This is a genomic window from Glycomyces buryatensis, assembly GCF_004912275.1.
GTDB classification, from domain to species: Bacteria; Actinomycetota; Actinomycetes; order Mycobacteriales; family Micromonosporaceae; genus Glycomyces; species Glycomyces buryatensis.
In genome coordinates this window covers 36,577-54,985 of the sequence record NZ_STGY01000007.1, presented here as the reverse complement: position 1 = coordinate 54,985, position 18,409 = coordinate 36,577, and the positions used below count along the sequence as shown (strand labels likewise).

The window sequence follows — 18,409 nt, the reverse complement described above, 5'->3', positions numbered from 1 at the left end:
GTACCTCTCTCGGTGTTGTCGCGCTTCTCAAACTACGACTAGAACTTGACACTGTCAAGTTATGGATCGAGTGTTACCTGACACTGTCAAGATTCGCGTTAGAGTGGGTGCCGTGAACACTGCGTACCACCACGGCGACTTGCGCCGGGCCCTGATCGATGCGGCAGTCGAGGCGATCGGCGAAACCGGAACCGGCGCGCTCAGCCTGCGCGCGGTCGCCAAGCGCGCCGGCGTCTCGCATGCGGCCCCCGCCCATCACTTCGGCGACAAGGCCGGCCTGCTGACCGCTGTCGCGGCCGAGGGCTTCGATCGTTTCGCCGACGCCCTGGAGGGGGTGTGGGAGGCCACGGGCGACTTCGCGGAGGTGGGTGTCGCATACGTGCGCTTCGCGATCGACAACCGCGCCCATTTCGAGGTGATGTTCCGCCCCGAGCTCACCCACCAGGACGACCCGGAGCTCAGGCGGGCCGCGGCTCGGTCCGGGGCGGTGCTCGACCGCGGAGCGGATCGGACGGATACGGAAGGCGACGCACTCGGATACCGGCCGGCGGCGCTGGCGGCCTGGTCGCTGGTGCACGGCTTCGCGGAGCTTGCGATCGCGGGGAATTTCTCGCCCGAGGTCATGGCCGACCCGGAGGCGGCACTGCGCGAGATCGCGAGGAAGCTCCGCTTCGACTGATGCGAACGGAAGTTTTTCAAGTCGGCCTGTGGATAACTTCGCCAGGTGGGCCGTCTTATCGGACCCGTGACGGAGGATTGCGCCTAGGGGTCCCCCATAAAACATAGGCACATCACACTCGATTTAGTTGTGCACAACTTAGTTGTGTACTAGATTTATGGTCATGCACGGGGAACCGAGACTTCGCGATATGGCCTGTTTTGCGCTTTACAGCGCCTCGCGGGCGGTCACCGGGTACTACCGCCCGTTGCTCGACCGCCTCGGTCTCACCTATCCGCAGCTGCTCGTGCTCATGGCGCTGTGGGAGGAGGACGGCCGGTCCGTTTCCGCCCTCGGTGAGGCGCTGTACCTCGACTCGGGGACGCTCTCGCCGATGATCAAGCGCCTCGAAACCGCCGGGCTCGTGGAGCGGCGGCGCGAGAGCGATGACGAGCGACGGGTCACCGTCCACCTCACCGAAGCCGGCTCCGCCCTGGAGGGCGAGGGCTGCGCGATCCCCCTGACGATCGCCGACGCCTCGAACCTGTCGGTCGAGGAGTTGTTCGCCCTGCGCGACAAGCTGAACGAACTCACCGATTCCCTCCACGGGCGCACCGAGACCACCACCTAGCAGTCACCAACTCGCAACCACCACGTACCAACCGCCGCCAGGCGACCGCGACCGCGCCCGCCATCGCTGCCGGGCGACCACCACGGATCAACCACGACAGATAAACCACCACTGAGAAGTCACCTCCGAGAAACCACCGCTTAGGGAGACACCATGCAAGCGATCTACACCGCCAATGCCATCTCGTCCGGCGAGGGGCGCAACGGCCACGTCGCCACCGACGACGGGCTCATCGACCTCGACCTGGCCATCCAGAAGGAACTGGGAGGCCCCGGCGGGAAGTCCAACCCGGAGCAGCTGTTCGCGGCCGGCTACGCCGCCTGTTTCCACAGCGCGCTCCAGTCGATCGCCCGGATGGCCAAAGTGGACCTCGGCGACTCGACCGTGAACGCCGCCGTCGGCATCGGCAAGCAGGGCGAGGGCTTCGGCCTCAACGCCATCCTGGAGGTGGCCGTCCCCGGCCAGCCGCGCGCGATCGCCGAAGAGCTCGTCGCCAAGGCCCACCAGTTCTGCCCGTACTCCAACGCCACCCGCGGCAATATCGACGTCGAGATCGACCTCGTCACCGCCGCCGACGACTAGGGGTTCTTAAACACCCGCCTAGCAGTCGACCAGAAGCCGACGAGGGTGCGCCGGGAGCCAGCGGCTCCCGGCGCACCCTCGTGCAAATGCCGGCAAATCAGGGTGTCAGCTATCAAAACGGGCGTCCTGGGGACCCCCGATTCAACAATGACGCCGGGGTGCGACAGACCCCCGGCGTCTGCGGCTCCTATTCGGTCTTCGTCTGCGCGGCGGTCGTGTCCTCGGGGCGCTTTCCCTTGCGGAAGATCTTGCGGCCCAGCCACACCAGCGGGTCGTACCGGTCCCCGGCAATGCGCTCCTTCATCGGGATGATCGCGTTGTCGGTGATGTGAATGTGCTCGGGACACACCTCGGTGCAGCACTTGGTGATATTGCAGTAGCCCAGGCCCTGCTCGTCCTGTGCCTGGTCGCGACGGTCATCGCGGTCGTCCAGCGGGTGCATGTCGAGCTCGGCCGCGCGGATGAACAGGCGCGGGCCCGAGAACGGCTCCTTATTGTCCTCGTGGTCGCGCACCACGTGACAGGTGTTCTGGCACAGGAAGCACTCGATGCACTTGCGGAACTCCTGGCTGCGCTCGACGTCGACCTGGCTCATCCGGTACTCGCCGGGCTTCACGTCGGCCGGGGGGCGGAACGCCGGCATCTCGCGCGCCTTCTCGTAGTTGAACGAGACGTCGGTGACCAGGTCGCGCACGACCGGGAAGGTCCGCAGCGGCGTGATCGTGACCGTCTCGGACTCCTCGAACAGGTTCATCCGCGTCATGCACATCAGGCGCGGCATCCCGTTCACCTCGGCCGAGCACGAACCGCACTTGCCGGCCTTGCAGTTCCACCGCACCGCCAGGTCCGGGGCCTGCTCGGCCTGGATGCGGTGCACCACATCGAGAATCACCTCGCCCTCGTTGACCTCGACGTCGTATTCGTCGAAGTCGCCGCCATCGGCGTCGCCCCGCCATACTTGGAAGGTTCGCGTGCTCATTCGGATTCCTCCTGCCCTTCCTCGGTCGAGGAGGCCTGGTATTCCTCGGGGGTCATGTACTTGGCCAGTTCCGTGGTCTCGAAGAGCCCCAGCAGCTCCGGCGTCATCGTCGGCACCGGCTGGCGGCGCAGCGCGATGCTCTCGCCGTCGAGCTCGGCCACCAGGTTCGTCTTGCGCCACTGCGGGTCCAAGCCCGGCGCGTCCTCGCGGGTGTGCCCGCCGCGCGATTCGTCGCGCTCCAGCGCGGCCTTGGCGGTCGCGATCGAGCACAGCAGCATATTGCGCAGGTCCAGCGCCAGGTGCCAGCCGGGGTTGTAGGCCCGCCCGCCGGTCGCCGAGACCGCCTCGATGCGCGGCCGCAGCGCCTCCAGCTCCTCCAGCGCCTCTTCGAGTTCGCCCGAGCGCCTGATGATCCCGACGAGCCGGCCATTGATCGCCTGCATGGCGGCCTGCAACTCGAACGGGTTCTCGCCGTCGTTTTCGAACGGGCGCAACGCGTCCGCCGCGGCCGCGGTCAGCTCCGCATCGGTGAGCTTCGGCGGCTCCACCGTCGAGGCCCGCTCGGCCGCGTACTCGCCGGCCCGCTTGCCGAAGACCAGCAGGTCCGACAGCGAGTTGCCGCCCAGCCGGTTCGAGCCGTGCATGCCGCCCGACACCTCACCGGCCGCGAACAGCCCCTCGACCTTGGACACGGTGGTCTCGGCGTCGACCTCGATGCCGCCCATGATGTAGTGGCAGGTCGGGCCCACCTCCATCGGCTCCACCGTGATGTCGACGTCCGCCAGCTCCTTGAACTGGTGGTACATGGACGGCAGCTTCTTGCGGATGTACTCGGCGCTGCGCCGCGAGGCGATGTCGAGGTACACCCCGCCGTGCTCGCTTCCCCTGCCCGCCTTGACCTCCGAGTTGATGGCCCGGGCGACCTCGTCGCGCGGCAGCAGCTCCGGGGGCCGGCGGTTCGTGTCGGGGTCGGTGTACCAGCGGTCGCCCTCGTCGGGGTTGTCGGCGTACTGCGCCTTGAACACCTCGGGGATGTAGTCGAACATGAACCGTTTGCCCTCGGAGTTCTTGAGGACGCCGCCGTCGCCGCGCACCGACTCGGTGACGAGGATGCCGCGAACCGAAGGGGGCCAGACCATCCCGGTGGGGTGGAACTGGATGAACTCCATATTGATCAGCGACGCGCCCGCCCTGAGCGCCAGCGCGTGGCCGTCTCCCGTGTACTCCCAGGAGTTCGAGGTGACCTTGAAGGAGCGGCCGATGCCGCCGGTGGCCAGTACGATCGACGGCGCCGCGATGGCCATGAACCGCCCGGTGTTCCGCCGGTACCCGAAGGCGCCCTTGACGGCGCCGCCCTCGACGAACAGTTCCGTGACGGTGGTTTCGTCGATGACCTGCAGCTTCTCCTCGCCTTCGCCGGCGGCCTCGTCGTCCTGCTGGAGCGAGACGAGCTTCTGCTGGAGGGTGCGGATGAGCTCCAGGCCGGTGCGGTCGCCGACGTGGGCCAGCCGCGGGTATTCGTGGCCGCCGAAGTTGCGCTGGCTGATCTTGCCGTCGGGGGTGCGGTCGAACAGGGCCCCGTAGGTCTCCAGTTCCCAGATCCGCGCGGGCGCCTCCTGGGCGTGGAGTTCGGCCATCCGGTAGTTGTTGAGGAACTTGCCGCCGCGCATGGTGTCGCGGAAGTGCACCTGCCAGCTGTCCTTGGAGTTGACATTGCCCATCGCGGCGGCGGCGCCGCCCTCGGCCATGACGGTGTGCGCCTTGCCGAACAGGGACTTGGAGATGACGATGACGCTCTTGCCGGCGAGCCGGGCCTCCACGGCGGCGCGCAGTCCGGCGCCGCCGGCGCCGATGATGAGGACGTCGCAGGCCAGGTGCTCGACGTCGTTGAGTGATTCGCTCATTGGTGGCTGCCTACCTAGTTGATGCCGTGTTAGTTAACGAACCGGAGGTCGTCGATCCAGCCGGCGGCGACCGACATGACGTAGAAGTCGGTCAGGGCCAGCGAGGCGAGCGTGATCCACGCCCACATCATGTGGCGGTTGTTGAGCGCGCTGGAGATCGTCCACAGTCGGTAGCGGATGGGGTGCTTGGAGAAGTGCTTCAGCCGTCCGCCCATCACGTGGCGACACGAGTGGCAGCCGAAGGTGTAGCACCACAGCAGGACCACATTGGCCAGCAGCACGAGGTTGCCCAGGCCGAAGCCGAAGCCCTCGGGGGAGTGGAAGGCCAATATCGCGTCGTAGGTGTTGATCACCGAGATGAGGAAGGCCGCGTAGAAGAAGTAGCGGTGCAGGTTCTGCCCGACGAGGGGGAAGCGGGTCTCGCCGGTGTACTTCGCGTGCCCGTCGGGGACGGCGCAGGCGGGCGGGGAGAGCCAGAACGAGCGGTAGTAGGCCTTGCGGTAGTAGTAGCAGGTGAGCCGGAAGGCCAGCAGGAACGGCAGGCTCACTGCGGCGTAGGGGATGAGCGGGCTGTCGGGCAGGAACCGTCCGAAGTGGGCGGAGTCGGGGATGCAGCCCTCGGAGACGCACGGGGAGTAGAACGGCGTCAGGTAGTGGTAGTCGGGGACCCAGTAGTCGCCCTGGTAGAACACGCGGAAGGTCGCGTAGACGACCCAGATGGTGATGCCGACGACGGTCAGGATCGGTCCGCGCATCCACGAGTCGGTCCTGAGGTTGCGTGGGGTGATGGCGGCGCGCGGCGGTGGAGAGACGGCGGTGTCTTCGGTCGTGGTCATCAGCGCCCCTTCGCGCGATCTGTCGAACGGCACGGGCTAGTGCTCGCTCAGCGCAGGATAACGCCAGCGCCCGGCGCAAAGTGCATGGGGTTCATCACAATCGCGAGCTTTATTCTTACTGGAACTATACGTTTATTGGTTTTGCGTGAGTCGCGTGTGGCTGATGAATGCCGGTGTGGTCAGACCCCGCGGCTACCCTTGGGGCATGAGTGAATCCGGTGCCCGTCTCGACCCTGTTCACAACGACTCGGCCCACGACGACTCGGCCCACGACGACTCGGCCCACGACGACTCTGCTCACCACGACTCCGGCGGCCTCAACCCGGGTGCGCGCGTCATTCTGTTCGTCCATGCCCACCCCGACGACGAGACCGTCGGCACCGGCGCGACCCTCGCCCACTACGCGGCCAGGTCCGACGCGCACGTCACGGTCGTCACCTGCACGCTCGGCGAGGAGGGCGAGGTCCGCGTCCCCCAGCTGGCGCAGCTCGCCGCCGATCAGGCCGACCAGCTCGGCGGCTACCGCTACTGGGAGTATCGCCAGGCCACGGCGGCGCTCGGCGTCACCGACACCCATTTTCTCGGCGGCGTCGGCCGCTGGAGGGACTCGGGGATGATGGGGCTGCCGACCAATGACCACCCGCGCGCCTTCTGGGGCGCCGATGTCGACACCGCCGCCGCCGACCTCGTCTCCATCATGCGCGAGCGTCGCCCCGAAGTCCTGGTCACATACGACCCCAACGGTTTCTACGGTCACCCCGACCACATCCAGGCCCACCGCGTCGCCATGAGCGGCGCCGAACTCGCCGCCGACCCGGCCTGGCGGCCCGAACTCGGGGCCGCGCACGAGATCCGCAAGATCTACTGGACCACCCTGCCCCGCAGCGTCCTCGCTGACCAGTTCGACGCCTTCGCCGGCGCCACCGACAACCCCTTCGAGGGCGTCGAGAGCGTCGAGGACCTGCCGTTCGGCGCCCCCGACGAGGAGGTCGACGCCCTGATCGCGGGCGGCCCCGACGCCGCCGAACGCAAGCGCGCCGCCATGCGCGCCTACCCCACCCAGGTCGCCCCCGGCGACTGGCTCGACGTCCTCGGCGAACAGCTCGGCCCGCAGTCGCTCGCCGAGGAGCACTACCGCCTGGTCAAGGGCGAGCGCGGCACGGCCGACGGCCCGAACGGCTGGGAGTCCGACCTGCTCTCCTGAGGATTGAGCGCACCGCCGCCCGGGTAATCCCAGGAGTCGGGTGTACGCGCCGCGATCCAGGGAGGCCGTGTGGATTTCTGGGAACAGTTCGGGCTGCTGGCGCTGGCGACGGCGCTCGGCGTCCTGGTCGGCGCCGAACGCGAATACCAGGGCAAGGCCGCCGGGATGCGCACGCACGCGCTCATCGCGGCCGGTTCGGCCCTGTTCGTCCTCTCCGGACGCATCGGCTTCGACCTCCTCGACGGGGCTACGGGGATCGACGAGACTCGCATCGCCGCCCAGGTGGTGACCGGCATCGGTTTCCTCGGCGCGGGCGTCATCTTCTTCCATCGCAACCTGGTGTTCGGCATGACCACGGCCGCCTCGATCTGGGTGACCACGGCGCTCGCGATGGCCTGCGCCGCCGGACTGCCGGCGCTGGCGACGGCGGTGACCGCGCTCCACCTGATCGTCGTCACCGGCCTGAACCCGATCGAGCGGGTGATCGCCAAGCACGCCCTGCATTCCGGCCGGCTCCACCTGGTCTACACCTCGGCCGGGGCGCTCACCAATGCGCTGTCCACCTGCACGGACGAGGGGTTCACCGTGATCGAGATCAGCGCCGAGCGCCGGGACGGCGACGGTGAGCGCAGCACCGTCCTCACCCTCCATGGGCGGGGATCGGTGGCGGACCTGACCGCCCAGCTCATCGAGGACGAAGGGATAGCGGGAGCCACGTTCAAGGATCAATGACCGGCCTGGGGACAGAGCGCCCCGTATGGTCGCGTATTCGAACACGTTGCCGCAGGTCGTCAGCGATCCGCTTAGGAGTAGGAGGCGGCGTGGATGCCGTACAGCTCGGCGTAGGTGCCGCCGGCGGACAGCAGTGCATCGTGGCCGCCGGACTCGATCAGCCGACCGTGCTTCATCACCAGGATCAGGTCGGCCCCGGCCACGGTGGAGAACCGGTGGGAGACGATCACTGTGATCGAACCGGTGGCCGAGGCGATCTGCTTGGACCTGGCCATGTACGAGTCGAACACCGCCTGCTCACTGGGGGCGTCCAGTGAGGCGGTCGGCTCGTCGAGGAGGAACAGCAGCGGTGCGGGTCGCATGCACGAGCGGGCGAGTGCGACTTTCTGCCATTGGCCTTCGGAGATTTCGACGCCGCCGAAGCGGGTGCCGAGCTGGGTCTGGTCGCCGTCGGGCAGTCGTGACCGGAGGCTGTCGGCGTCGGCGGCGGCCACGGCGGCGTCCAGGGCGGCGGCACTGCCGCCTCGGAGGTCGCCGATGGCGATCGCTTCGGCGAAGGTGGTGTGGTAGCGGCCGAAATCCTGGAACGTCGCGCTCATGGATGAGCGCCAGGACTCGATGTCCATCTCGGATAGATCGGTGCCGTCGACCTCGATCGCCCCGGCGCTGGGGCGGTGCAGCCCGGCGAGGAGCTTCATCAAGGTGGTCTTGCCCGAGCCGTATTCGCCGACGACGGCCACAACCGACCCGGCGGGCAGGTCGACCGAGACCCCCTCGACGGCGGGTGTTTCGGTGCCCCGGTAGGTGAAGTGCAGGTTCCGAAGCCGGATCCCGTCGGTCAGGCGCTCGGGCGCGGGCTTCCGCTCTCCGGTCTCCCGGTGCTCTTCGGCGTATTCGCGCAGCCACAGGTACGGCTCCAGCACTCGGATGGTGCCCGTGGCGCCGGCGGCGGACGAGACCGCCCGCGAGACGACCTCGCGCAGCATCGCACCGATGGTGGCGGCCAGCATGACGTCGCCGGCGGTGGCGGTGCCGCGTTGCACTTGTGCGATGACGAGTCCGATGGAGATGGTGAATCCGATGGCGAAGACGCACCAACCGGCGATGCGCCACAGGCTGCCGGTGAATTGGCCGCGCAGGCGGGTGGTTCGGGCGCGGTCGGCCGCGGCGCCGTAGCGTTCGAGCAGTTCGGGGGCGGCGCCGGTGGAGCGGATCTCCTTGCCCGCGGAGGCGCTGAGGCACAGTTCGAACAGGTGGTCTTGGATCCGCTTGTCTTCGGCCAGATCGAGCTCGGACTGCTTCTCGTGGGCCTGGCCGCGCCGGTCCAGGATGAGCTGGACCGCCGCGCACGGCAGCATGAGCAGCAGCCACGGGCTGGTGGTGCCCAGGATCGCCAGGGCCAGCAGCAGTCGCAGCGCCATCGAGCAGGCCTCGCCCACGAGCAGGGTCGACCAGATGACCGCCCAAGCCTTGTTGCGCAGGGCCGTCATGCGGTCCAGGAACTCGGTGTGCTCCAGGTGGTCGACTTCGGGAAGGGTGCCGGCGGCCCGCATGATCGCGGGGTCGAGGTCGATGTGACCGACCTTGTCGATCAGTTCCCGCTGCAGGATGTAATAGACGCCGGAGATCGAGCGGTCCAAAGTGAACGACAGCGCCGCCAGGAAGGCGGCGATGATCGCCGCGGTGGCGTCGCGCTCGACCATGGAGTCGACCACGTACTTCATGGACAGGCCGGTGACGGCGAACGCGATCGCGCCGAACACCAGGCAGGCCATGGTCCCGACGGTGATCCGCGGTTCGCGCTTGAGGCTGATCGCGAACAGTTCGCGATGCATCCGTGCGTACGCTCGGAGCTGCTTCATCGGAGTTCACCCGCTTCCAGTCGATCGTCGTATCCGGATTTGTAGCGTTCGGCTTGCAGGCGGTACATGTGCGCGTAGTCGCCGCCGAGAGCCGTCAACTCGGCGTGAGTGCCGGACTCGGCGACCTTCCCGTCCGCGAGCAGGACGATCCGGTCGGCGCGGCGGACGGTCGAGAGCCGGTGTGAGACAAGGATGGTCGTCATCCCGTCAGTGAGGCCTTCCAGCCGGTCGAACAGCGCCTTCTCGGTCCGCACGTCCAGGTGGGCGGTGGGCTCGTCGAGCACCAGGATCTTCGCGCCGCGCCCGATCGCATAGAGCGCCCGGGCGAGCGCCAGCTGCTGCCACTGTCCGCCGGAGAAGTCGGTGCCGCGGTCGCGGGATCGGTCCAGGGGAGTGTCGGCGCCGGCGTCGAGCCGCGCGACCACGTCGCCGAACCCGGCATCCTCAATGGCCTTGCCGATGAGCTCCGGATCGGCGGGGCCAGGGAAGCCCAGGCTGATGTTCTCGGCGACGGTCAGGTGGTATTTCACGAAGTCCTGGAACACGATCGCCAGTTTCGCGTTCCACCGCTCGATCTCGGCAGTGCCGACGCCGTCGGCGGTGATGCCGCCACCGGTGGGGCGGTAGACGCCCGCGAGCAGTTTGATCAGCGTGGACTTGCCCGCGCCGTTGAACCCCACGACGGCAAGGGTCTCGCCGGGACGGATCTCCAGATCGAGGCCCTTCATGATCGGGGTGCGCTCGTCGTAACCGAACTCGACGCCCACGAAGCGGACCAGCGGCGGCCCATCCGAGTCGATGGTCCCCAGTGACCGGTCCTGCTTCTCTGGCTCGAGGCGTTCCCGGAGTTCGGCCAATGCCTTGAGGCTGGCCCGCGAGCCTTCGATATTGATGGTCTCGCCGTGGTTGGCGATGGCGGTGAAGATGCCCCAGCCCGCGGAGAGGGCGGCGCTCGCCACCCCGACCGGGCTGCCCTGGACGGCCGTGGCGTAGCCGACCGCGCAGAACACTCCTGCCAGCGGGATGAGGGAGGCGGCGGTCTGCATCCATTGCGCGAGGACCATGGTGCGGTTGTGGGTCCACTCGTCGTCCAGGTGGCGGTGCAGTTCGAGCTGATGGTTGCCGATCGCCCATTCGGTCAGGCCGAAGATCCGCATCTCCTTGGCTTCGGAGCGGTTCATCGGCAGTTCGCCCCAATATCGGTAACGGCGGTGGTGCTCCATGCCGTCGACGAAGTTCTGGAACCGCCGCTTCCACAGGCGAATGGCGTGAGCGCGGACTGCCAGTGCCGGGACGATCAGCACTGGCACGAGCCAGGGGGACCATGCCGCGACGACCACGGCGGAGGCGGTGAGGCCGAAGTACTGCAAGATGATGCGCAGCGCGGCGACGGCCCCTTGCCCAGGCGTCTTCTCCACCCACTCGCCGAGGTCCGCTCGGGCGGTCCCCAGGAGGTCCTGGGTGTCCTGCCGTTCGATGACGTCCACGGTCGCCGTCCCGGTCGCCACCTTGGCGACCTCGGCGCGGTGGGCGATGTCGACGCGGCTGGTGGCCGCCAGCCCGATCAGCCCGGACGCAATTTGGCAGCCCTGCCCGACCAGGAGCAGCCCGCCGACCGCCACGAGCGGAGCGGTGAAGTCGCCGGAAAGGCTCGACAGCAGCCAACCGGTCGCTGCCGCCGCGAGCGCCGGCAAGACGGCACTGACCAGGCCGACGGCCACCAGGCCGGTGACCACGGTGGGGCCGGCATGCCGTAGCAGCCGCAAGAACATCAGACGGTCGCGGACGAGGGAGTGAAAGCGTCGCAAGGGCAGTCCAGACAAGGGGAAAGGGAAAGGGTAGAAAGCGTTTTCTAAGAGATTGAACCACCGCGCCGCGTCCGCCGCAACTGAAAAGAAGGCGCATTCCACAATGAAGGTCGCCTGGATCTGGATGCCGCGGTGAAATCCGTTGGGATCGGGGTGGCGATGGTGCTCAGCTCCTGACGCACTGTCGGCGGGCAATCGATCGCGCCGGAAGGTCGACAATTCTGCTGGTCACCGGCCTCCAAAGACCTGATATATATTTACCGTTATCAATATTATGTGCCCCGGATGGTCACGTATTCGACACGTTGACGCAGGTTGTCGCCCTGTATGAGGCGTTGGGACGGCGATTGGCGGCGCCGATCGACCGAGTTGCGTCCAGTCCCGCCTTGGCCGAGAACACCCACCGGCCCCGTTCGCTGCACCAGCGCCTGACCCCGGCCGAGATCGAGGCCCTGGTCGCTGCCTATCGGTCCCGTGTACGGCAGTCGGTGCTGGCCGAGCGGTACGGCATCGGCTTGACGAGCGTTAAGAAGCTGATTCGCCTCGCGCCGAAGTAGGTGGGCCCGTTTCGTTGGTTCGGCCGCGCCAAGCGGCGAGGTTGCTGCGGATAGGCCCTCCGGTAAGAAACGTGTCGTGAGCGGCAAAGTAGCCGAGGCTCAGGCAGTGACCCGATGTGAGGGCGGCTCGTTGGTCATGGCATGAGCCTTGATCGCCTTGACGAGCTTGTTGATCACTGGACCCTTCTCGAAGACGAACGCCTGCTGGTCGGGAACAAGTCGGGTGCAACCGGGCTCGGGTTCGCGCTGCTGCTGAAGTTCTACACCCTCTACGGCCGGTTCCCCCGCGGCCGCTCCGAGCTGGCCGAGGACGCGATCGAGTTCATCGCTACGCAGGTGAAGGTTGAGCCTTCCGAGATCGCCTTGTACGAGTGGGAGGGGCGGACCAACCGGTTCCAAGTCGCAGATCCGGTCCCACTTGGGCTTCCGCGAGTTCACCGACCCGGACATGGAGAAGTTCACTGACTGGCTGGTCGACAACGTCTGCCAGTCCGAGCGCCACCCTGAGCAGGTGACCTCGGAGTTCCTGGCGCACTGCCGCGAGCAGAAGGTGGAGCCACCGACGGACAGCCGTGTCGAGCGGATCGTGCGGTCTGCGCTGCACCGCGCCGAGCGGGCGCTGTGCTTCCGGGTGGTGGGCCGACTTGGCGCGGCCGGCCACGGCGAGCCGAGGCTCGCCATCGTCAAGATGGTCGCCCTCATGGCCGCCGTCGACTCCAGCGGGCACATCGGCGGGATCATCAAGGTCTTCCCGCCCGGCAACGTTTTCGCCCAGGCCCACGCCCAGGGCGTCAGCCCTTACCGCGCCCTCGTCTCCCTTACGCTCGTTGCCAAGGTCCAGGGCCTGTGCGTCGAATCCGACCACCGCGGCAAAGGCATGGGGGCGGGGATGCTGGACGAGGCATGGCGGCTCCACCACTAGATGGGCTTCGTGCTCGCCTACGGGCAGTTCCCCGTCGACTCGGGACTGGAGGCCTACTACGCGGACACCTCGTTCGAGGTCCTACCCGAAGGCGCCGCCATCGACCTCGGGCCGCCCCTGGGCATGCCGATGCTCGTCTCGCCCGACCCCGGTGAACGGCTGTTCGCCCGCTGGGCCATCCCCGGCTTCCGCGCCATCCGGCACACCAAACGGTGGCATCGCTGATACCGTGACCGGTCGTGACTGATCATGACTGTCGTGAAAGGACACAATGAATCAGCAGCTCAACGAGCCTGATGCGGTCCGTGCATGGACGCCGCAGACCCAGCCACCTGGCCCGCCAATGTCCGCCTCACCTGGAACCGAGCCCGAAAGTGGGACGTCGCGGCTGGCGACACGTTTCTTACCAGAGGGCCGACAACCTCAGACGCGATGAAGTTCCCTCTCTGTGCAGAGCAATCGGCCCGCCGATCCAAGACAGCCTGCTGCTGGTCCCGCGTCCCGCGGCTTCGCTATTTCGGCCGGATCTGCTCCGGTCGCGGTGTCCCGAAGCGATCGACGCCACAGATCGTCACTTGACAACATGCTGTCAATATGACAGACTGTTGTCAACAATTCGAGAAGGAGACCCGCGATGACGCAACATGTGCACATGGCCGTCTACGACACCCTGGCCGACTGGGAGGTCGGTTACGCGACCGCCCACATCAACAACGGCGACTGGCAGCGCGAGCCGGGCCGCTATCAGGTCCGCACCGTCGGCGCGAGCCGAGCGCCGGTCCGGACCAAGGGCGGCATGACGATCACGCCCGACCTCACGCTCGACGAGCTCCGCGCCGAGGACAGCGCCATGCTGATCCTCCCCGGCGCGGACACCTGGCTCACCGGCGGCAACGACGCCTTCGCCAAGAAGGCCCGCCAGTTCCTAGACGTCGGCGTCCCGCTCGCGGCCATCTGCGGAGCGACCGGCGGGCTCGCCGCCGAAGGCCTGCTCGACGACCGGCGCCACACCAGCAATGCCCCAGAATTCGTGGAGGCATTCGGCTCCAAGGGCGCCGACCTCTATTGCGACGTCCCGGCGGTCACCGACCGCGGGCTCATCACCGCCTCGGGCACGGCGCCCGTGGACTTCGCCCGCGAGGTGTTCGCCGCCCTCGAGCTGTACTCGCCGGAAGTCCTGGCCTCCTGGTACAAGCTGTACGGCCTCGGCGACCCGGCCGGATACTTCGAGCTGGTGGGCGAGGCGGCATGACCGACCGCCAGGAACTGCTCTCGGGTATGGCGCTCACCGTGTTCAAACTGAACGGCCAGTTCCTCGACATCGCTGAGGGACTGGCCAGGCCGGTCGGCCTGACCGCGGCGCACTGGCAAGTGCTCGGCGCGGTCCTGAAGGACCCGCTTCCGGTGGCCGGCATCGCACGCCAGATGGGCATCACCCGCCAGGCCGTCCAACGCATCGCCGACATCCTGGCCGACAACGGCATGGTGGAGTACCTGCCCAACCCCGCGCACCGACGGGCCAAACTGGTCGCGCCGACCGAACGGGGCCGGGAGACCGTACAGCGGATCGAACCCGCCCACGCCGCCTTCGCCGATCGGATGTGCGAGGCGCTGGGCGACGACCTGGCCTCTGAGATCCACCTCCGGCTGCGGGAACTCTCAGACACCTTGGAGACCTTGGAAACGCGCGAGGACGCCAGGTGAAGGCCGGCGCCGAACCGCGCCCCTACCGCGTCAGCGTCGACCAGTCCGAGCTGGACGAACTCGCACAGCGCCTGCGCCGCACGCGCTTCTCCGCCGACCTACCGGCCGCCCACGACTGCGGGGTGCCGCTCGACCGAGTGCGCGCGCTCGTCGACTACTGGCGGCACTCTTACGACTGGCGGCACCACGAAGCGGCCCTCAACGCCTACCCGCAGTCCCTCATGCGCATCGACGGCATCGACGTCCACTACCTCCACGTCCGCTCCGCTGCCCCTGAAACGTTTCCGCTGATCCTCACCCACGGCTGGCCGATGTCCGTTGTGGAATACCTCGATGTCATCGACCTCCTGACGTCGCACAGATCGGACCAGGGGACCGGCTTCGACGTGGTCGTCCCCTCGATCCCCGGATTCGGGTTCTCCGGACCGATCCGCGAGCCCGGCTGGAATCGGCAGCGGATCGCCCGCGCCTGGGCCGAACTCATGCACCGGCTCGGCTACCGAACCTACGGCGCGCACGGCAATGACGTCGGAGGCATGATCTCCCTCGAGCTCGGCCGCGTCGATCCCGAGCACGTCACCGCGGTCCATGTGACACAGACGTTCTCACTGCCCTCCGCCGATCGCCGGGAACTCGCCGGGCTGTCCGCGTCAGACCTCGCGCGGCTGGAGCGCTCCGAACGATTCCTGCGCAAATCCGGTGCCTACCTCGCCTTGCAGTCCACGCAGCCGCAGACACTCGCCCATGCCCTGAGCGATACTCCCGCCGGGCAGCTCGCCTGGAACCTCCAGCTGTTCGACGAAACCGTCAGCGACGACTACATCCTCACCAACACGATGATCTACTGGCTGACCAATACCGCGGGATCGTCCGCGCTGACCGGTTACTTCGAACCGCGCCACGCCGATCAGCCCGAAGGGCCCACCACCGTCCCCCTCGGAGTGGCCGTCTTCGACAGCGACATGTTCCAGTCCCTCCGCCCGCTTGCCGAACGGGACCATGCCGGCATCGTCTCGTGGAACTCCTACCGGACCGGCGGGCATCACCCGGCGCACCAAGTGCCGTCGATCCTCGCCGAGGACATGCGGCGATTCTTCAACGCCCACCGCGACACCGGATCGACTGGTTCCTCATCCTCACTCGCGACCTGACCGCTCGAGCGGACCTGTTCTACGGGAAGCGCCTCCGGCCCGGACTGGACGCGCAGGTCATCACCGACGTGCCCGGAGTACGGCGAGCACACCGTAGCCGAGCTCGACTACACCTCGAGGAGACTGAGCAGCGGATACACCCTTATTGCGGCTGGTGACACGTTTCTTACCAGAGGGCCTAGTTGTGGTGTGGATGATTATTCCTGCGTGGTCGAGCTTCGAGGCATCAGATCGGCCTCGGTGGCGACGGTTGCCGGGACGCCGCGTGAGGCGGTGACCAGGTCCTGTTGCTTGAGCAGGTCGACGGCGCGGTGCACCGTCGAGACGGCGACTTCGTAGCGCTCGGCGAGGGCCGCCATCGCTGGAAGCCGCGCGCCAGGGGCGAGCATTCCGAGCCGGATCGCGCCGAGAATGTCGCGGGCGATGTGCTCATACGGTTCTGACGGGGTCTCGGGGACTGCCAGAGCCTGGCTGTTGGTCAGCATCAGATGTGCGGCGGCGGGCAATTGCGGCATGCGGGCTGCGGTGAGGTCGACCGCGCGTTGCGCGGCCTCGTCTACGAAGGCGCTGTAGACGCGGAGGGTGGTGGTGCCGCCTCCGCCGTGGCCGAGGAGGCCGGTGACGGTGCGGACGTCGACGCCGGCGGCGGGTCGGCCTCGGCAATGGGGCTGATCGAGAGCCACTTCCATCGGACGGCGCGTTTCAGTGCCCCGGAGAGGATCGTGTGGATCGAGCGGACCGTGGAAGCCCCCAGCGGTTTGCACTCATGGGGCTTGCACCGACCGTCGCATTGATGCGGATTCTCGGTGCGGTGGTCGACCAGGCGCTTGCTGCGGGTGCAGTGGCGGCGGCACCGCTGCAGCTCGCTGTAGAAACTGTCGAAGACCTCGGCATCGAGCTCAGCGATCTTCACTTCGCCGATGAGCGGCCGGATGTGGTTGCGGGCGCGGTTCTGCTCGTGCTTGATGTGCTCGGGTTCGACTTCGCGCTGGGCGGGGGAGATGTCGAGGTACTTGTCGAGCAGTTCGTCGACGGTGGCCTTGGTGCGGGGGTGCCGCCGTTCCTCGACCGTGCTGACGAGACCGCGCCGGGCTTTTTCGGCTTCCTGCCACGCCTCGCGGACTTGCTTCTTGGAAGGGTTCTTGGGGACCGGAACAGTCCTGGTGAGGTTGCTTCTTCTGCCGGTCGCCTTGTCGGTGCCTGCGTAGACGGTGACTCTCAGTGACCCGCTGGGGAGCTCCTTGATGGTGCCGCGTTCGTGGAGCGGAGTCGGTTTCTTGGCCATGTGGTACGACCTTAAGCAGGTTCGTACCACATTCCGTACCACGACTGATCCAGACAGGATGCTCGCGAGACGATTTGAGCCTCTGACCTGGGCGAACGTTGCGCGCCAGGCAGGATTCGAACCTGCGACCGTCGGATTAGAAGTCCGGTGCTCTATCCAGCTGAGCTACTGGCGCCCGGTGGAGGGTCTCTTTCGGAGCCCCCGCCGCCTGCGCAAGAATACCCGGCCTGGGGTGGACACACGGATACGGGGCGTCGGAAGAACACCCCAAACGATTCTTCACGACGCCCCGGAATTGCTGACCCAAGTCAATGAGTAGTCGTCCGTTGCGCGAGTGTCAAGCGCCGCGCGGCGTGTTGTCGCCAAGTTGTTACCAATGTCTAGTTTTCTGCCATGTTCGACATTGGACGGAATACCTTGCGGCTCAACCACTTTGGTCCGATACACCGGCGATGACCTGGGAGTCCGTAGTGTCGGGTTTGTTGTGGCCGTTGGTGTGTCGGATTCGTGCTCGCTCCGTCGCGCAGAGGTGGGCGCCCTGTGTCACACTGGCCGCAGACGAACGGTGAGGAGCGGCCATGTCCGACCAGCAGCCAGCCGAGATCGAGCCGAGGGACAACCCTCGCGAACCGGTCACCTTGCGCGGCATATCGACCCGCGCCTGGGAGCACCCCGCCGACCGGGGCGCCCTGGTGGCCCTGCGGGAGCTGCGCGGATTCGATGTCGTCCTGCGCAAACTCTCGTCCATGATCTCCGAGCGGGCCCTGCGCCTGACCTTCCTCGGCTCGGCCATTCGCGCCGACCGGCACCAGTACACGCGCGTCTACGACGCCTACCTGGAAGTCGCCAAGACCCTCGACGCCGACGGCGAGCTCCCCGAGCTCTACATCACCCGCAATCCCGACCTCGGCGGCATGTGCATCGGCATCGACAAGCCCATGATCGTCATCAACTCCGGCTCGATCGACCTGCTCGACGAGACCGAACTGCGGTTCCTGCTCGCCCACGAGCTCGGCCACGCCCTCTCCGGGCACGGCCTCTACCGCACCATCCTCATGGTGCTGGTGCGCCTGACCACCTCCGTCGCCTGGATCCCCGTCGGCGTCGTCGGACTGCGCGTCATCACCGCCGCCCTCTACGAGTGGCAGCGCAAGTCCGAGCTGTCGGCCGACCGGGCCGGCGCGCTGGCGGTGCAGGATCCGGCCGCCGCGATCCGCGTGATGGCGAAGATGGCCGGCGGCGGCGATCTGAGCGACGTGGACACCGCCGCTTTCCTGGAGCAGGCGAAGGAGTTCGAGACCGGCGGGGACCTGCGCGACTCCTTCCTCAAGCTCATGCTGCTGGAGCAGCGCAGCCACGACTTCTCGGTCGCCCGCGCCGCCTCGCTCAAGAACTGGATCGACGACGGCGAGTACCGCCAGTACCTCGGCGGGGACTACCCGAAGCGCGACGCCGACGCCGACGCGTCTCTCACGCAGGAGGCCAAGGCCGCCGCCAAGTCGTACAAGGACATCTTCGAGAACTCCGGCGACCCCCTCGCGAAGCTGCTGCGCAAGCTCCGCGACGGCTTCTGACCCGAAACGAGAGAACGGGG

The 18,409-nt window shown here is 67.3% G+C and carries 19 protein-coding genes, 1 tRNA gene and 1 pseudogene; 13 read left to right on the top strand and 8 right to left on the bottom strand.

Annotated elements, in window-relative coordinates; all coding sequences use genetic code 11:
- Positions 1-112 precede the first annotated feature (112 nt).
- The 3 genes from FAB82_RS02420 (at position 113) to FAB82_RS02410 (ending at position 1,871) form a co-directional block, all read left to right on the top strand.
- The gene (locus FAB82_RS02420) at positions 113-679 is read left to right on the top strand and encodes a TetR/AcrR family transcriptional regulator (protein ID WP_211116327.1); all 567 of its coding nucleotides are present in this window, start codon (positions 113-115) and stop codon (positions 677-679) included.
- Between the two features lie 163 nt (positions 680-842).
- Positions 843-1,289, top strand: coding sequence for a MarR family winged helix-turn-helix transcriptional regulator (locus FAB82_RS28295; RefSeq protein ID WP_136532948.1), 447 nt, complete (start codon positions 843-845; stop codon positions 1,287-1,289).
- Positions 1,290-1,442: 153 nt separating this feature from the next.
- Positions 1,443-1,871 (top strand): organic hydroperoxide resistance protein, encoded by a 429-nt coding sequence (locus FAB82_RS02410; protein ID WP_136532947.1) that lies wholly within the window; start codon positions 1,443-1,445, stop codon positions 1,869-1,871.
- A gap of 205 nt (positions 1,872-2,076) precedes the next feature.
- Here the strand turns inward: FAB82_RS02410 and FAB82_RS02405 are convergent.
- The 3 genes and pseudogenes from FAB82_RS02405 to FAB82_RS02395 form a co-directional block, all read right to left on the bottom strand.
- A pseudogene (locus FAB82_RS02405) lies at positions 2,077-2,850 on the bottom strand (succinate dehydrogenase/fumarate reductase iron-sulfur subunit); the annotation flags it as partial.
- Positions 2,847-4,754 (bottom strand): fumarate reductase/succinate dehydrogenase flavoprotein subunit, encoded by a 1,908-nt coding sequence (locus FAB82_RS02400; RefSeq protein ID WP_136532945.1) that lies wholly within the window; start codon positions 4,752-4,754, stop codon positions 2,847-2,849. The gene FAB82_RS02400 and the pseudogene FAB82_RS02405, both read right to left, overlap by 4 nt.
- Before the next feature lie 29 nt (positions 4,755-4,783).
- Positions 4,784-5,590 (bottom strand): hypothetical protein, encoded by an 807-nt coding sequence (locus tag FAB82_RS02395; RefSeq protein WP_136532944.1) that lies wholly within the window; start codon positions 5,588-5,590, stop codon positions 4,784-4,786.
- 205 nt (positions 5,591-5,795) lie between these two features.
- On the opposite strand from FAB82_RS02395, the gene mshB reads away from it, so the two are divergent.
- On the top strand, positions 5,796-6,794 hold the full coding sequence (gene mshB, locus FAB82_RS02390) for an N-acetyl-1-D-myo-inositol-2-amino-2-deoxy-alpha-D-glucopyranoside deacetylase (protein WP_136532943.1): 999 nt from the start codon (positions 5,796-5,798) through the stop codon (positions 6,792-6,794).
- Positions 6,795-6,863: 69 nt separating this feature from the next.
- Complete coding sequence (locus FAB82_RS02385) at positions 6,864-7,526, top strand: MgtC/SapB family protein (RefSeq protein WP_168801385.1); 663 nt, start codon at positions 6,864-6,866, stop codon at positions 7,524-7,526.
- A 71-nt stretch (positions 7,527-7,597) separates the two neighbouring features.
- On the opposite strand, the gene FAB82_RS02380 is transcribed toward FAB82_RS02385, so the two are convergent.
- Together FAB82_RS02380 and FAB82_RS02375 are read right to left on the bottom strand one after the other, a co-directional pair.
- On the bottom strand, positions 7,598-9,388 hold the full coding sequence (locus FAB82_RS02380) for an ATP-binding cassette domain-containing protein (RefSeq protein WP_136532941.1): 1,791 nt from the start codon (positions 9,386-9,388) through the stop codon (positions 7,598-7,600).
- The gene (locus FAB82_RS02375) at positions 9,385-11,196 is read right to left on the bottom strand and encodes an ABC transporter ATP-binding protein (protein ID WP_136532940.1); all 1,812 of its coding nucleotides are present in this window, start codon (positions 11,194-11,196) and stop codon (positions 9,385-9,387) included. Before FAB82_RS02375 ends, FAB82_RS02380 begins: the two co-directional genes overlap by 4 nt.
- A 386-nt stretch (positions 11,197-11,582) precedes the next feature.
- On the opposite strand from FAB82_RS02375, the gene FAB82_RS26830 reads away from it, so the two are divergent.
- The 7 genes from FAB82_RS26830 (at position 11,583) to FAB82_RS02345 (ending at position 15,530) form a co-directional block, all read left to right on the top strand.
- Positions 11,583-11,753 carry a hypothetical protein gene (locus FAB82_RS26830; protein WP_168801384.1) on the top strand — a complete coding sequence of 57 codons (171 nt, stop codon included), beginning with the start codon at positions 11,583-11,585 and terminating at the stop codon, positions 11,751-11,753.
- Positions 11,754-11,894: 141 nt separating this feature from the next.
- Positions 11,895-12,218 carry a DUF4158 domain-containing protein gene (locus FAB82_RS28290; RefSeq protein ID WP_136532939.1) on the top strand — a complete coding sequence of 108 codons (324 nt, stop codon included), beginning with the start codon at positions 11,895-11,897 and terminating at the stop codon, positions 12,216-12,218.
- A complete protein-coding gene (locus FAB82_RS28285) occupies positions 12,202-12,675 on the top strand; it encodes a hypothetical protein (RefSeq protein ID WP_281276838.1) in 474 nt (157 codons plus the stop codon). Before FAB82_RS28290 ends, FAB82_RS28285 begins: the two co-directional genes overlap by 17 nt.
- Complete coding sequence (locus FAB82_RS02360) at positions 12,676-12,900, top strand: hypothetical protein (RefSeq protein ID WP_136532937.1); 225 nt, start codon at positions 12,676-12,678, stop codon at positions 12,898-12,900.
- A gap of 409 nt (positions 12,901-13,309) precedes the next feature.
- Positions 13,310-13,927 carry a type 1 glutamine amidotransferase family protein gene (locus FAB82_RS02355; protein ID WP_136532936.1) on the top strand — a complete coding sequence of 206 codons (618 nt, stop codon included), beginning with the start codon at positions 13,310-13,312 and terminating at the stop codon, positions 13,925-13,927.
- Positions 13,924-14,379, top strand: a complete 456-nt coding sequence (locus FAB82_RS02350; protein ID WP_136532935.1) for a MarR family winged helix-turn-helix transcriptional regulator — start codon at positions 13,924-13,926, stop codon at positions 14,377-14,379. The genes FAB82_RS02355 and FAB82_RS02350 overlap by 4 nt, the downstream gene beginning before the upstream one ends.
- Positions 14,376-15,530, top strand: a complete 1,155-nt coding sequence (locus FAB82_RS02345) for an epoxide hydrolase family protein (protein ID WP_136532934.1) — start codon at positions 14,376-14,378, stop codon at positions 15,528-15,530. The genes FAB82_RS02350 and FAB82_RS02345 overlap by 4 nt, the downstream gene beginning before the upstream one ends.
- 197 nt (positions 15,531-15,727) lie before the next feature.
- Here FAB82_RS02345 and FAB82_RS27395 read toward each other — a convergent pair whose 3' ends face one another.
- From FAB82_RS27395 to FAB82_RS02335, 3 genes are all read right to left on the bottom strand, one after another.
- Positions 15,728-16,045, bottom strand: a complete 318-nt coding sequence (locus FAB82_RS27395) for a winged helix-turn-helix domain-containing protein (RefSeq protein WP_211116326.1) — start codon at positions 16,043-16,045, stop codon at positions 15,728-15,730.
- Positions 16,046-16,086: 41 nt separating this feature from the next.
- The gene (locus FAB82_RS02340; RefSeq protein WP_211116325.1) at positions 16,087-16,815 is read right to left on the bottom strand and encodes a hypothetical protein; all 729 of its coding nucleotides are present in this window, start codon (positions 16,813-16,815) and stop codon (positions 16,087-16,089) included.
- A gap of 101 nt (positions 16,816-16,916) precedes the next feature.
- Positions 16,917-16,990 (bottom strand) — tRNA-Arg (locus FAB82_RS02335).
- Between the two features lie 403 nt (positions 16,991-17,393).
- Here FAB82_RS02335 and FAB82_RS02330 point away from each other — a divergent pair.
- Complete coding sequence (locus FAB82_RS02330; RefSeq protein ID WP_136532933.1) at positions 17,394-18,389, top strand: M48 family metallopeptidase; 996 nt, start codon at positions 17,394-17,396, stop codon at positions 18,387-18,389.
- The last annotated feature ends 20 nt before the right edge of the window (positions 18,390-18,409 follow it).

What these genes read in the sequence shown, in the direction of transcription:
- FAB82_RS28295 (WP_136532948.1), top strand. Translation starts at nt 843, where the DNA reads ATGCACGGGGAACCGAGACTTCGCGATATGGCCTGTTTTGCGCTTTAC.
- FAB82_RS02410 (WP_136532947.1), top strand. Translation starts at nt 1,443, where the DNA reads ATGCAAGCGATCTACACCGCCAATGCCATCTCGTCCGGCGAGGGGCGC.
- FAB82_RS02400 (WP_136532945.1), bottom strand. Translation starts at nt 4,754, where the DNA reads ATGAGCGAATCACTCAACGACGTCGAGCACCTGGCCTGCGACGTCCTC.
- FAB82_RS02395 (WP_136532944.1), bottom strand. Translation starts at nt 5,590, where the DNA reads ATGACCACGACCGAAGACACCGCCGTCTCTCCACCGCCGCGCGCCGCC.
- mshB (WP_136532943.1), top strand. Translation starts at nt 5,796, where the DNA reads ATGAGTGAATCCGGTGCCCGTCTCGACCCTGTTCACAACGACTCGGCC.
- FAB82_RS02380 (WP_136532941.1), bottom strand. Translation starts at nt 9,388, where the DNA reads ATGAAGCAGCTCCGAGCGTACGCACGGATGCATCGCGAACTGTTCGCG.
- FAB82_RS28290 (WP_136532939.1), top strand. Translation starts at nt 11,895, where the DNA reads ATGAGCCTTGATCGCCTTGACGAGCTTGTTGATCACTGGACCCTTCTC.
- FAB82_RS28285 (WP_281276838.1), top strand. Translation starts at nt 12,202, where the DNA reads ATGGAGAAGTTCACTGACTGGCTGGTCGACAACGTCTGCCAGTCCGAG.
- FAB82_RS02360 (WP_136532937.1), top strand. Translation starts at nt 12,676, where the DNA reads ATGGGCTTCGTGCTCGCCTACGGGCAGTTCCCCGTCGACTCGGGACTG.
- FAB82_RS02355 (WP_136532936.1), top strand. Translation starts at nt 13,310, where the DNA reads ATGACGCAACATGTGCACATGGCCGTCTACGACACCCTGGCCGACTGG.
- FAB82_RS02350 (WP_136532935.1), top strand. Translation starts at nt 13,924, where the DNA reads ATGACCGACCGCCAGGAACTGCTCTCGGGTATGGCGCTCACCGTGTTC.
- FAB82_RS27395 (WP_211116326.1), bottom strand. Translation starts at nt 16,045, where the DNA reads ATGCCGCAATTGCCCGCCGCCGCACATCTGATGCTGACCAACAGCCAG.
- FAB82_RS02340 (WP_211116325.1), bottom strand. Translation starts at nt 16,815, where the DNA reads ATGGCCAAGAAACCGACTCCGCTCCACGAACGCGGCACCATCAAGGAG.
- FAB82_RS02330 (WP_136532933.1), top strand. Translation starts at nt 17,394, where the DNA reads ATGTCCGACCAGCAGCCAGCCGAGATCGAGCCGAGGGACAACCCTCGC.